The organism is Streptomyces sp. NPDC050085 (assembly GCF_044460595.1).
Lineage (GTDB): Bacteria > Actinomycetota > Actinomycetes > Streptomycetales > Streptomycetaceae > Streptomyces.
In genome coordinates this window covers 18,601-30,523 of sequence record NZ_JBITJZ010000027.1, presented here as the reverse complement: position 1 = coordinate 30,523, position 11,923 = coordinate 18,601, and the positions used below count along the sequence as shown (strand labels likewise).

Here is an 11,923-nt window from a genome sequence, read left to right as displayed (position 1 = left end):
ATGACCATTCAGGCGCGCCGGGAGCGCGAGCGGGCCGAGCGGGAGCGGTTGATCGTGACGGCAGCGATGGAACTGGCCGAGTCGGAGGGCTGGGGCGCGGTGACCACGCGCAGGCTCGCCGCCGAGGTCGAGTACAGCCAGCCGGTCCTCTACAGCCACTTCAGGGGCAAGGGACACATCATGGCGGCGGTCGCGGTGGAGGGCTGTGCGGAGTTGGCGACGTCCCTGCGCGCCGCCCGCACCGGGGCCGACGGCGCGCGGACCGCCCTGGGCGCGGTCGCCACGGCGTACACGGACTTCGCGCGCCGGCGGCCCGCGCTGTACGACGCGATGTTCACGCACGCCGTGGACCTGCCGTTCGCCTCACCCGAGGCGCCGGCGCCGCTGCACGATGCCTTCGGTGAACTCCGCGCGGTGGTCCGGCCGTTGGCCCCGGACGGCGACGACGTCGGCGTCCGCACCGAGATGTACTGGGCATGCCTGCACGGGCTGGCCACCCTCAGGCACAGCGCCCGCCTGCCGGAAAAGGCCCACGCCCGGCGGCTGGCACTCGTGGTCGACCTGTTCGGACAACACCGCTGACCGGGAAGGCGACGGTCCGCCCCCGGGATCCCTCCACCGGCCCCTCTAAGGAAGGGGCCGGGGGTCGTCACCCTTGGCGGCCGGCAGCGCCGCGGGCGTCCGCTGCCAGCCACGGGAACCCCGGGCCCGCAACCACGCGGTGGTCTCGTCCGGCGGCATCGCGGCGGCGACGAGCCACCCCTGCACCGCGTCGCACCCGAGGTCCCGCAGACGCTCCCACGTCTCGTCGTCCTCGACGCCCTCGGCCACCACGAGCAGCCCGAGCGAGTGCGCCAGGTCGACGGTGCAGCGGACGATCTCCGCGTCCTCGTTGTCCACGGCGAGCCGCGCGACGAACGACCGGTCGATCTTCAGCTCGCTCACCGGCAGTCGCCGCAGGTGGACGAGCGAGGAGTACCCGGTCCCGAAGTCGTCGAGGGACATCTTCACGCCGTGCCCGGTCAGCCCCGCCAGGGTGTCCGCGGCCCGCTGCGGGTCCTCGAGCAGGACGTGTTCCGTTATCTCCAACTGCAGTGATCCGGCCGGGACTCCGTGCCGCGCGAGCCGCGCCGCGACCGCTCCGGCGAACCCGGGCGTGTGCACGTCCCTCGGTGACACGTTCACCGCGACCGGCACGTGCAGGCCCTGCGCCCGCCAGCGCGCCACCTGGGCCAGCGCCGTCTCCAGTACGTACTCGGTCAGGTGCGGCATCAGTCCGGACGACTCGGCGATGGCGATGAACTCGTCCGGCGGAACCTTCCCTCTCTCCGGATGCACCCACCGCACGAGCGCTTCCAGACCCGCCACCTGACCGTCGAACCGCACCTTCGGCTGGTAGTGCAGCTCCACGTCCCCGGCATCGAGCGCGCGCCGCAGATCGCCCAACAGGCCCAGCCGGTCAGGGGTGTTGGAGTCCCGCTTCGACTCGTAGACCTCGACGCCCGTACGGTCCCGCTTGGCCTGGTACATCGCGACGTCGGCGCGGCGCAGCAGGCCCTCCGCGTCGAGCGCGTGGTCGGGGAAGACGGCGAGTCCGGCGCTCGCCTCGAGGACCAGCGTCAGGCCGTCCAGATCCAGCGGGGAGCCGAGTGCGGCGACGAGGTTGCGGGCCACCCTTGACGCGGACGTCGTGGAGTCGGCGACCGGCAGCAGCACGGCGAACTCGTCGCCCCCGAGCCGCGCGGCCTCCGCTCCGCGCGGCAGGGCCGCTCTGAGCCGATCCGCGATCTGCAACAGGAGCCGGTCACCGGCGAGATGGCCCAGTGTGTCGTTGACCGAACGGAACCGGTCGAGGTCGATCAGGAGCAGCGCGCTGCGCGCCCCGATCCGCTCGGCGTCGTCGAGCGCGGTCCAGGTGCGCTCCAACAGCCACTGCCGGTTGGGCAGTCCGGTGAGCGGGTCGCGCAACTGCTCCTCGGCGCGGGCCCGCGCGATCCACAGCGTCGAGTCGAGCGCGATCAGCGGGATCGCGAAGAGCGGCAGCAGGACCGGCAGGGCGATCGCCACGACGCAGACCAGCGGCGCGATGCCGAGCAGCGCGACCCCGACCAGGCCCTGCCGCGCGAGCGCGGTCCGCGCGACCGTGGGCAGTCCGGAGGGACGCGGCGCGTGGACGTACCAGAGCAGGGCGCGGGTCACGAGCAGATACGTGGCCGCGACGAGGACGACCTCGGGGGCCGTGTACAGGTCCCAGGTCTCCGGCTTCCAGGGGGACTCGACGGTCGGTACGCGGCCGAACGCGGCCATGACGAGGGCGCCCGCGGCGATGCCCAGCATGTCGATCGCGCCGTGCAGGACGCCCTGGCGCCAGCGGTGTCGGCGGGCGGCCCCGACGAGCACGACGACGGTGATGCTGACCATCCCGGCGGGCACCCAGCCGTACAGGAGGAGCACGGCGAGCGTGAGGGCGGCGCCCGATCCGGTGCCGCCCCACCAGCGGTCGCGGCCGAGCGCGACGAGGTGACCGACGATGATGCCGGTCAGCACGGCGAGCGACCAGCCGACGGTGTCGGAGGGGAAGAGTGCGTGGCCGCCGGTGAACGCCCGGTAGAAGCCGGCGCCGAGGACGGCCGCGGCGAGCGTGACGATCGCCCCGGGCAGCAGCGGCAGGGTCGCGGCCCTCGAGGTGTCGGCGGCCGCCGTGTGCTCGTTGTGCGCGGGGGTGGCCGCGCCGACGTGGCCGCTGCCCGGCAGGCCCGTGGCGGCGACGCCGGTGGCCACCGCGGTGTGCGTCGCGGGCTCCGCACTCAGCGGACCCGACGTGGCCGGTGAACTCGGGGTGCCGGCGCTGCTACCGGTACCGGCACCCGGACCGGAGTCGGCCGTGGCGTCGAAGGCCGTCCCGCTCCTGTCCGTGCCGGGACGGCGGAGACCGAAGACTCCGGATCCCGTCCCGCGCCACCAATTGCGCCAGTTCACCGCACCACCGCACTCGTTCTCCCCGCGACCGCTCTCTTTGCCGTCGCCCCCGTCGTGCCCGTCGTGTCCTTCGTGTCCGTCCGCGCTGTGAGCCGAGGCGCGCCGCGCGCGTCGGCGCGGACGCAGCCGTGAGTCCGGGGCGGCGCTCTCGGTCGGTTCCATTCCCGTCCCTCTCACAGCCGGCGGTGCTCACGTCCGCTGCCCGCTCCCCCGGCTTCCGAGAGCCGAAGGATTTGCCCCATCCGCAGCAGGACACGGCAGACGCACACCCTCAACAGTAGGCCGCAGAAGGCTTCCACGGGCACCAGACGGACGCGCCCGACCACTGTTGCCCGAATGCGGCCCGGCCACCCGTATGCATCTGGTATGCGCCGAACGGGTGGCCTTCAACCGCTACTCCTGGGTCGGTTCTTCAGCGGGAAGTGCCACTTCGGCGGCCGCTTCGGGGCCCTGCTCGAGAAGCACGGCGAAGCCGTCCTCGTCCAGAACCGGAACCTTCACCTGCATGGCCTTGTCGTACTTGGAGCCCGGGTTCTCCCCGACGACCACGAAAGACGTCTTCTTCGAAACGGAACCGGTCACTTTGGCACCTCTGCTCTGCAGCGCCTCTTTCGCGCCATCTCGCGTGTGGTGCTGCAGCGTCCCGGTGACGACGACGGTGAGGCCTTCGAGCGGCCGGGGCCCCTCGTCCTCGCCCGAGCCCTCCTCCTCCATGCGCACCCCGGCCTCGCGCCACTTGCGCAGGATCTCCCGGTGCCAGTCCTCGGCGAACCACTGCTTCACGGAGGCGGCGATGATCCCGCCGACGCCGTCGGTCGCGGCGAGCTCCTCCTCGGTGGCCTGGTCGATGCGGTCGATGGAGCGGAACTCGCGCGCGAGCGCCTCGGCGGCGACCGGTCCCACGTGCCTGATCGAAAGACCGTTGATGAACCGGGCCAGCGGTCGCTCCTTGGCGGCGGCGATGTGCTCCAGCATCGCCACCGCGTTCTTCTTCGGCTGGCCCTTCTGGTTGGCGAAGACCGTGACGACCTTGTCCTCACCGGTCTTGGGGTCGCGCTTGGGCAGGCCGCTGTCCGGATCCAGGACGTAGGCCTTGATGGGCAGCAGCTGCTCGATGGTCAGGTCGAACAGGTCGCCCTCGTCGGTGAGCGGCGGCTCGGCGGGCTCGAGCGGCGCGGTGAGCGCGGCGGCGGCGACCGCTCCGAAGTTCTCGATGTCCAGGCACTGGCGGCCACCGAGGTAGTACAGGCGCTCGCGCAACTGGGCAGGGCACGTACGTGCGTTGGGGCAGCGGAGGTCGATGTCGCCCTCCTTCATCGCCTTCAACGGCGTACCGCACTCGGGGCACTCGGCGGGCATCACGAACGCGCGCTCGCTGCCGTCGCGCAGGTCGGCGACGGGGCCGAGGATCTCGGGAATGACGTCACCGGCTTTCCGGATGACGACGGTGTCCCCGATGAGCACCCCCTTCTTCTTGACGATCTCCTGGTTGTGCAGCGTCGCGAACTCGACCTCGGAGCCCGCCACCGTCACCGGCTCCACCTGCGCGTACGGGGTGACGCGGCCCGTACGGCCCACGCCCACGCGGATGTTGACCAGTTTGGTGTTGACCTCTTCGGGCGGGAACTTCCAGGCGATGGCCCAGCGCGGGGCGCGCGCGGTGGAGCCGAGGCGGCCCTGCAGCGGGATCTCGTCGAGCTTGACGACGACGCCGTCGATCTCGTGCTCGACCGAGTGGCGGTTCTCTCCGTAGTACGCGATGAACTGCCGTACGCCGTCGAGGTCGTCGACCACCCTGTTGTGCTTGGCGGTGGGCAGGCCCCACCCGCGCAGCAGGTCGTACGCCTGGGAGAGCCGGTCGATGTCGAAGCCCTCGCGGGCGCCGATGCCGTGGACGACCATGTGCAGCGGGCGGGTCGCGGTGACGCGCGGGTCCTTCTGGCGGAGCGAACCCGCCGCCGCGTTGCGCGGGTTGGCGAAGGGCTTGTCGCCGGCCTCCACCAGGCGGGCGTTGAGCTCCTCGAACTTCTCCATCGGGAAGTAGACCTCGCCGCGGATCTCGACGAGGGCCGGGATGTGCTCGCCCTTGAGGCGGTCGGGGATCTCCGCGATCGTGCGGACGTTGGGCGTGATGTCCTCGCCGACGCGGCCGTCGCCGCGGGTGGCCGCGCGCGTCAGCCGCCCGTTCTCGTACGTCAGGTTGACCGCGAGGCCGTCGACCTTCAGCTCGCACAGGAAGTGGTGGCCGGTGGCACCGACGTCCTTGTGGACGCGCTCGGCCCAGGCCGCCAACTCCAGGTCGTCGAAGGCGTTGTCGAGGGAGAGCATGCGCTCGCGGTGCTCTACGGACGTGAACTCCGTCTCGTAGTTCCCCGCGACCTTCTGCGTCGGCGAGTCCGGGGTGCGCAGCTCCGGATACTTCTCCTCCAGCGCCTCGAGCGAGCGCAGGAGCTTGTCGAACTCGGCGTCGGAGACGACCGGCGCATCGTTCACGTAGTACCGGAAGCGGTGTTCCTCGATCTGCTCGGCCAGCTGGGCGTGCTCGTCCCGCTCCTTGGCGGGCACGGAGCCGGCGGATCCCGTGTGCCCCTCGGTCTCCGGTGTGTTTCCAGCGCTTGCGGCAGCCACCGTCTCGTCCTCCCGTATTCCTTCGTCCCCGGTCACTCAGGGTTGTCCGCCAGTGATCTTGCCGCCCGGGCGCAGTGGGCAAGTGCCGCGCGGGCGTACGCGGGTGAGGCACCCGCGAGTCCGCACGAGGGCGTGACCACGACCGACTCCGCGAGCGAACCCGGATTCAGCCCCAGCCTGCGCCACAGCGTCCTGACACCCATGACGCTACCGGCAGGGTCTGACAATGGGCCGTCCACTCCCGGCACGACACCGGCGAACAGCTTGGTGCCGCCTTCGACGGCCTCGCCGAGCGTCTCGTCGTCACGCTCGGTGAGCAGCGAGAAGTCGAACGAGACCGCGTCGGCGCCGGCCCGGCGCAGCAGCGCGAACGGCACGTCGGGGGCGCAGGAGTGCACGACGCAGGGCCCTGTGCCGTGGACCGCCATGACGTCGCGCAGGGTGGACTCGACGAGCTGGCGGTCGACGGCGCGGTGCGTGCGGTACTCGCTGGCGGTCTTGACCTGGCCGCGCAGGACGGCGATGAGGGAGGGCTCGTCGAGCTGCAGGACGAGCCGGGCGCCCGGCACACGCCGCTGCACGTCGGCGAGGTGGGTGCGCAGTCCCTCGGCGAGCGAACCGGCGAGGTCACGGCACGCGCCCGGGTCGGAGAGCGCCGCCTCCCCGTTCCTCAACTCCAGTGCGGCGGCGAGGGTCCACGGGCCGACGGCCTGCACCTTGAGCGGTCCCTCGTACCCCTGCGTGAACTCCTCGAGCGCGTCGAGGTCCTCGCCGAGCCAGGACCTGGCGCGCTTGGTGTCGCGGCCCGGGCGGTCGCCGAGGCGCCAGCCGCTGGGCTCCACGCGCGCGTACAGGTCCACGAGCAGCCCCGCGGTGCGGCCGATCATGTCGGCGCCGGGGCCGCGGGCCGGAAGCTCGGCGAGGAACGGGATGCCCTGGTCGCCGCCGTCGAAGGAGCCGGTGACGGTCTTGGCGGCCTCTCGGGCGTCGCCACCGGGCATCGAACCGACGCCTGTGGCCGGCCCCCAGCTGAAGTCGCTCTTTTCACTCACCCAGGAAGAGTACGTACTGAGGAAGGGAACGTGACGCCCGCGGCGGCCGGCCGACGCTTCAGCGGCCGGGGCGGACCGTGAGGTCGTTGACCTCGGCGTCGCGCGGCAGGTCGAGAGCCATGACGATCGTCGTGGCCACCGACTCGGGGTCGATCCAGCGCGACGCGTCGTACTCCTTGCCCTCCTGCTGGTGCACCTTGGCCTGCATGGGGCTGGCGGTGCGCCCCGGGTACACGGAGGTGACCCGCACGCCGTTCCCGTGCTCCTCGTGGCGCAGCGAGTCGGCGAGGGCCTTCAGGCCGTGCTTGGAGGCGGCGTACGCGGACCAGTCGGCGTGGGCGGCGAGCCCCGCACCGGAGTTCACGAAGACGACGTGCCCCTGGGCGACGCGGAGTTGGGGCAGGAAGTGCCGGGTCAGCTCGGCCGGGGCGACGAGGTTGACGTTGAGCTGCTGCCGCCACGACTTCGGCGTCAGCTCGCCCACCGGTCCCAGGTCGACGACGCCGGCGATGTGCAGCAGCGAGTCGATCCGGTCCGGCAGCGTCTGGTGCGAGAACGCCCAGGACAGCTTGTCGGGGTCGGCGAGGTCACCGACGAGCGTCCGCGCCCCGGGGAACTCGGCGGCGAGCTCTTTCGCCCGCCCCGCATCGCGCGCGTGGAGGAAGATTTCGTCCCCGCGCGCGTGGAGGCGCCGGGCGACGGCGGCGCCGATTCCGGAACCGGCGCCGGTGATCACATGAGTTGCCATGGCCGCCATGCTCGCACTACTCGATGCCCTGCGACTCCTCCAGGTAGGCGAGGGCGCCGACCGGCTCGTCGGCGAAGAAGACGAGGTCGGTGAGGGGGACGGGCAGGAACCCCTCGTTCTCCATCCTGCGGAACTGCTCCTTGAGCCCGTCGTAGAAACCTGCGGAGTTGAGCAGCACGATCGGCTTGTCGGTCTTGCCGTGTTTCTTGAGCTCGAGGATCTCGGTGGCCTCGTCGAGGGTCCCGGTCCCACCCACCATGACCACCACAGCGTCGGCCTTCTCAAGAAGGAGGGCCTTGCGCTCGGCGAGGTCCTTGGCGACGACCATCTCGTCCGGCGCGGTCACCGGGCGGGCCTTGGCCGCGAGGAACTCCACGGACACCCCCAGAAGCCGCCCTCCGGCCTCCGCCACCCCATCGGCGACGACCTTCATGAGCCCGCTCTCCGAACCGCCCCACACGAGCGTGTGCCCGCCCTTGCCGAGCAGCTCCGCGAACTCGCGGGCGGGGCGGGTGTAGCGGTCGTCGAGGTCGGCGGCGGAGAGGAAGACGCAGATGTTCATGGAATCCACGGTACGTCTCACCGCCCCGGGAAGAACCGGGGGCCGCCGGGCGCTGATCCCCATATGGCTGATGGACACACGATCACGATCGAGCAGGGTTCGCAGCGGGTGCGTGTCGTGCGCGACGGGCAGGTGCTCGCCGACAGTGCGCGGCCGCTGCTGCTGCGCGAGACGGGCTGTCCCGTGCGCTACTACCTCCCGGGGGAGGACGTCGCCCTGGACCGGCTGACCCCCTCGGACACGACCACGTACTGCCCCTTCAAGGGAACGGCCTCCTACTGGTCGCTGCCCGACGCCCCCGACCTCGTCTGGTCCTACCCGGAGCCCAAGGCCGAAGTGGCCGCCATCAAGGGGCACTTGTGCTTCTACGAGGTGGAGGTGGTGGAATAGCGGGGTGGACGCGTCTCAGGGGTTCGGGCAACAGGGTGGCGTGGCGGGTGGATTCGGCGCCCCGCCACCCATGTTCGCGCCGGCCCCGCCCGCTCCCCCGTCGGGAGTCCCCGGCCCCGAGTTCGTCGCCGCCGATCAGTACAGCGGCCTCGTCATCGACGCCGAGGGCGTCCACTTCGAACAGGGCCCGCACGCCATCGACCTGCCCTGGGCACATCTGCGTACGGTGCACTTCCAACCGCTGGACGCGGGCATCTCGGTAACGGCGGTGACCCTCGACGGCCCGGTCTACGCCTGCCAGGTCCGCGCCCGCCGCCGCTCACACGTCCCGACCTGGTGCACGGACCTGGCCGCGGTACTGCACCACTACCTCCAGGGCCGTCCCTGACCCCACCCGGCCCTCGACCCTCGGCAATTCACCTGCGCTTGGGGGCAGTTGACGGCTCGCCCGATCGGATGAGCGCTCACAACAGGGCCCGGCCAACGGCCCGTTGAGCTCTGCCCACCCCGCGCGTCGGTCCTGCTCCTCGGTGCGGTTCACGCAGGAGGCGGCATCACTACTGTGCCGCTCTCCTGCGACTCCGCACCGAGGGGATCTTCTGTGACCGACGAGATGACGCACCGGCCCGACCGGGCCACGTACCTGGACCTGAGCCACGATCCCGTTCAACAACGGCTGTTACGCAAGGCGTTGGAGGTGTTCCGGCGGGGCGACAGCGGGCCTGTGTTGAAGGAAATGGCTCAGGAGGTGCTTGCGGGGCGGGTGGGATTGCGTGACGCCACGCGAGTCTCCGCCTACGCGGAGGAGGTCATTGAACAGGGGCAGGAGTTCCGCAATCGCTGGGATGCGATGCCGGACAGGGAACGGGAAGCTCTGGCCCTGAGCGGCGAACGACAAGTGGCGGCGGAACGAGCCCTCCTGAAATCAGAACGCACAGGGCGGTGGTCGGCATGACGCTCGCTGTGAAGTCGGGGGACCTGGTCGGGTACGCGGGCCTGCTGCACAGGGCGGGCAAGGACTGCGAAAGTGCCCGCGCCTATCTCGACCGCTGCACCGGCATCGACTCCTCGTTCGTCGGGGACCTCTGGAACTGGGCCCTTGGCGACCATGCGAAGAGGGTGCACGACGCCCGCGACGTCCTGACCCGCTTCGATACGATTCTCGGCGCCTCGGTGAGCGAACTGAAGAAGACCGCCGTCTGGTACGACTCGGTGGACCTGGAGCAGGCGCGCAAGATCGATGCGACCTATCCCGCCGTGCAGCCCTCCGCCGTTCCGAGGGCACGCCCGAGCGGCGACACGTCGTTCCGGGACATGCGCGACGCCGTCGGTCGCCTCCACTCACCCGGCGGCGCCGACGGCTGGCTCCAGGGTCATCTGTCGGAGCTCGAGTTCGCGCCCGCCAACAAAGCCGCGGGAACCCTGCTGGACTTCGGCAGCGTGTCGGCCTTGGCCAACGAGGGCCTCAAGTTCGCTTTCGGCTGGGACGTTCTCGGGCACATCGCCAACTGGCTCGCGGGCGACTGGCAGAGTTACGCCAACTGCGCGGATGCATGGGACTGCCTGGGCAATGCCTGTGGTGACATGGCCGCGAACATTCGACACGGAAATTCCGTGCTCAGTGTCACGTGGCGGGGAAATGCTGCCGACGGCGCATGGAAGTACTTCGACAACTCGGCAAGAACACTCGAATCGACACGTGAGGCTTTCCACGATCTCCGGGATCGCTATCAGAGCGTGGCTACGCTCGTCTTCTCATTTGCCGAAACGGTGAAGGGAGGCATTGCGGAGCTCTGCGACTGGGGAGCCCAGGTTGCCATCGCTGCCGCCGCCTCCACCGCGATGGCATCCTCCGGTGTCGGCATCGCCGGCGCGTTCGTCGGCGCGGCCTTCGCCGCAGAACGCGTGGCTGCCATGGCCAAGCGGTACCGGGAACTCACGGAGCAGTACGACGTGCTCATGGGCACGGTCAACGCGGCTTTCGCCGGCGCTGGTGCAATGTGCGCGCTCGTCGGCGATGTGCGGAAGTTCCCCGTGGTAGGCAAGAGTTACGACAACGCGCTGGTGTAGTACGCCCGCCGGTTCCAGCAGGGAAGATGATGAATCTCGAACAGAGACTGGCCGACGAGGCACGGCACCATCGTGACCGGCGCTTCACCACCGTCGCCGTGGGCTTCTTCGCGGTACTGACGACTCTTGGAACAGTGTCACAGGCGCTGAAGGGCACACTCGAGCCGTCCATGATCGGCGTGACCTCGTTGCTGCTCTATGGCACGTACCTGGCATTTCAGGGTTGGCGGCAAAAGGAAAACAGACTCTCCTGCGCCGCCTTGCTGGTGCTCCCCGGAATCTTCGTCGCCGCCCACCTCATGAGGTCGATGTAGGGCCTGGGCGAAATCCGTCGGGGCTACGCCAGGGCGGCAACCCGCACAGTCGTGGCGATCGTCGCCGACCCCACCACCCGCGTCCCGTCATAAAGCACGATCGCCTGCCCCGGGGCAACCCCCCGGGCCGGCTCCTGGAACGTGACTCGGAGTTCGTTCTCGACGAGTTCCGCCGATACCTCCGTCTCGCCGCCGTGTGCCCGCAACTGCGCCGTGTACGTACCCGGACCAACCGGCGCCACCCCGCACCACCGCGGCTTGATCGCCGTCAGGGACGTAACGTCCAGGGCGGCCGCCGGGCCCACCGTCACCGTGTTGTCGACCGGGGAGATGTCGAGGACGTAGCGCGGCTTGCCGTCGGGGGCGGGGGTGCCGATGCGCAGGCCCTTGCGCTGGCCGATCGTGTAGCCGTACGCGCCCTCGTGCGTACCGAGCTTCGTGCCCGACTCGTCGACGATGTCGCCCTCCGACTTGCCGAGGCGCGAGGCCAGGAAGCCCTGGGTGTCGCCGTCGGCGATGAAGCAGATGTCGTGGGAGTCGGGCTTCTTCGCCACCGCGAGGCCGCGGGCCTCGGCCTCCGCCCGGATCTCTTCCTTCGTCGTGACCGTGTCGCCGAGCGGGAACATCGCGTGGGCCAGCTGACGGTCGTCCAGCACGCCCAGGACGTACGACTGGTCCTTCGCCATGTCGGACGCGCGGTGCAGTTCGCGGACTCCGGAGTCCGTCGTGATCACCTGCGCGTAGTGACCCGTGCAGACCGCGTCGAAGCCGAGGGCCAGCGCCTTGTCGAGGAGCGCCGCGAACTTGATCTTCTCGTTGCAGCGCAGGCACGGGTTCGGCGTGCGGCCCGCCTCGTACTCCGCGACGAAGTCCTCGACGACGTCCTCGCGGAAGCGGTCCGCCAGGTCCCAGACGTAGAACGGGATGCCGATGACGTCCGCCGCGCGGCGCGCGTCGCGGGAGTCCTCGATGGTGCAACAGCCGCGGGCGCCGGTGCGGAAGGACTGCGGGTTCGCGGAGAGGGCCAGGTGGACGCCTGTGACGTCATGGCCTGCTTCTGCGGCGCGGGCCGCCGCTACGGCGGAGTCGACGCCGCCCGACATGGCGGCGAGTACGCGGAGGGGGCGGGAAGTCTGCGAAGTCATAGCCCTAACAGAGTACGGGGCCGCGGGAACCGAAT

At 70.5% G+C, this 11,923-nt stretch carries 12 protein-coding genes; 6 read left to right on the top strand and 6 right to left on the bottom strand.

What is annotated here, in order from left to right; all coding sequences use genetic code 11:
- Window positions 1-582: a TetR/AcrR family transcriptional regulator gene (locus ACIBUY_RS41805; RefSeq protein ID WP_399155480.1), complete on the top strand. Its 582-nt coding sequence runs from the start codon at window positions 1-3 to the stop codon at window positions 580-582.
- Window positions 583-627: 45 nt separating this feature from the next.
- Here ACIBUY_RS41805 and ACIBUY_RS41800 read toward each other — a convergent pair whose 3' ends face one another.
- The 5 genes from ACIBUY_RS41800 to ACIBUY_RS41780 form a co-directional block, all read right to left on the bottom strand.
- Window positions 628-3,141 (bottom strand): EAL domain-containing protein, encoded by a 2,514-nt coding sequence (locus tag ACIBUY_RS41800; protein WP_399155479.1) that lies wholly within the window; start codon window positions 3,139-3,141, stop codon window positions 628-630.
- Between the two features lie 231 nt (window positions 3,142-3,372).
- On the bottom strand, window positions 3,373-5,607 hold the full coding sequence (gene ligA / locus ACIBUY_RS41795) for an NAD-dependent DNA ligase LigA (RefSeq protein ID WP_399155478.1): 2,235 nt from the start codon (window positions 5,605-5,607) through the stop codon (window positions 3,373-3,375).
- Between the two features lie 32 nt (window positions 5,608-5,639).
- Window positions 5,640-6,659, bottom strand: coding sequence for a methionine synthase (locus ACIBUY_RS41790; protein WP_399155477.1), 1,020 nt, complete (start codon window positions 6,657-6,659; stop codon window positions 5,640-5,642).
- Between the two features lie 58 nt (window positions 6,660-6,717).
- Window positions 6,718-7,416 carry an SDR family oxidoreductase gene (locus ACIBUY_RS41785; protein ID WP_365570335.1) on the bottom strand — a complete coding sequence of 233 codons (699 nt, stop codon included), beginning with the start codon at window positions 7,414-7,416 and terminating at the stop codon, window positions 6,718-6,720.
- A 7-nt stretch (window positions 7,417-7,423) separates the two neighbouring features.
- Window positions 7,424-7,969, bottom strand: coding sequence for a TIGR00730 family Rossman fold protein (locus ACIBUY_RS41780; protein ID WP_399155476.1), 546 nt, complete (start codon window positions 7,967-7,969; stop codon window positions 7,424-7,426).
- 63 nt (window positions 7,970-8,032) lie between these two features.
- Here ACIBUY_RS41780 and ACIBUY_RS41775 point away from each other — a divergent pair, with 63 nt between their 5' ends.
- The 5 genes from ACIBUY_RS41775 to ACIBUY_RS41755 all read left to right on the top strand — a co-directional run bounded on the left by ACIBUY_RS41775 (window position 8,033) and on the right by ACIBUY_RS41755 (window position 10,743).
- Entirely contained in the window at window positions 8,033-8,359 is a 327-nt protein-coding gene (locus ACIBUY_RS41775) for a DUF427 domain-containing protein (RefSeq protein WP_399155475.1), read from the top strand.
- 40 nt (window positions 8,360-8,399) lie between these two features.
- Entirely contained in the window at window positions 8,400-8,747 is a 348-nt protein-coding gene (locus tag ACIBUY_RS41770) for a hypothetical protein (protein WP_365570344.1), read from the top strand.
- Window positions 8,748-8,960: 213 nt separating this feature from the next.
- Window positions 8,961-9,314, top strand: a complete 354-nt coding sequence (locus ACIBUY_RS41765) for a hypothetical protein (protein WP_399155474.1) — start codon at window positions 8,961-8,963, stop codon at window positions 9,312-9,314.
- A complete protein-coding gene (locus ACIBUY_RS41760; protein ID WP_399155473.1) occupies window positions 9,311-10,429 on the top strand; it encodes a hypothetical protein in 1,119 nt (372 codons plus the stop codon). Before ACIBUY_RS41765 ends, ACIBUY_RS41760 begins: the two co-directional genes overlap by 4 nt.
- Before the next feature lie 26 nt (window positions 10,430-10,455).
- The gene (locus tag ACIBUY_RS41755) at window positions 10,456-10,743 is read left to right on the top strand and encodes a hypothetical protein (protein ID WP_399155472.1); all 288 of its coding nucleotides are present in this window, start codon (window positions 10,456-10,458) and stop codon (window positions 10,741-10,743) included.
- Window positions 10,744-10,766: 23 nt separating this feature from the next.
- Here ACIBUY_RS41755 and mnmA read toward each other — a convergent pair whose 3' ends face one another.
- Complete coding sequence (mnmA, locus tag ACIBUY_RS41750) at window positions 10,767-11,888, bottom strand: tRNA 2-thiouridine(34) synthase MnmA (RefSeq protein ID WP_399155471.1); 1,122 nt, start codon at window positions 11,886-11,888, stop codon at window positions 10,767-10,769.
- Window positions 11,889-11,923: the final 35 nt, after the last annotated feature.

Excerpts from the sequence above, each read along its gene's own strand:
- ACIBUY_RS41805 (WP_399155480.1), top strand. The coding sequence starts at position 1 with ATGACCATTCAGGCGCGCCGGGAGCGCGAGCGGGCCGAGCGGGAGCGG.
- ACIBUY_RS41800 (WP_399155479.1), bottom strand. The coding sequence starts at position 3,141 with ATGGAACCGACCGAGAGCGCCGCCCCGGACTCACGGCTGCGTCCGCGC.
- ACIBUY_RS41785 (WP_365570335.1), bottom strand. The coding sequence starts at position 7,416 with ATGGCGGCCATGGCAACTCATGTGATCACCGGCGCCGGTTCCGGAATC.
- ACIBUY_RS41780 (WP_399155476.1), bottom strand. The coding sequence starts at position 7,969 with ATGAACATCTGCGTCTTCCTCTCCGCCGCCGACCTCGACGACCGCTAC.
- ACIBUY_RS41775 (WP_399155475.1), top strand. The coding sequence starts at position 8,033 with ATGGCTGATGGACACACGATCACGATCGAGCAGGGTTCGCAGCGGGTG.
- ACIBUY_RS41760 (WP_399155473.1), top strand. The coding sequence starts at position 9,311 with ATGACGCTCGCTGTGAAGTCGGGGGACCTGGTCGGGTACGCGGGCCTG.
- ACIBUY_RS41755 (WP_399155472.1), top strand. The coding sequence starts at position 10,456 with ATGATGAATCTCGAACAGAGACTGGCCGACGAGGCACGGCACCATCGT.
- mnmA (WP_399155471.1), bottom strand. The coding sequence starts at position 11,888 with ATGACTTCGCAGACTTCCCGCCCCCTCCGCGTACTCGCCGCCATGTCG.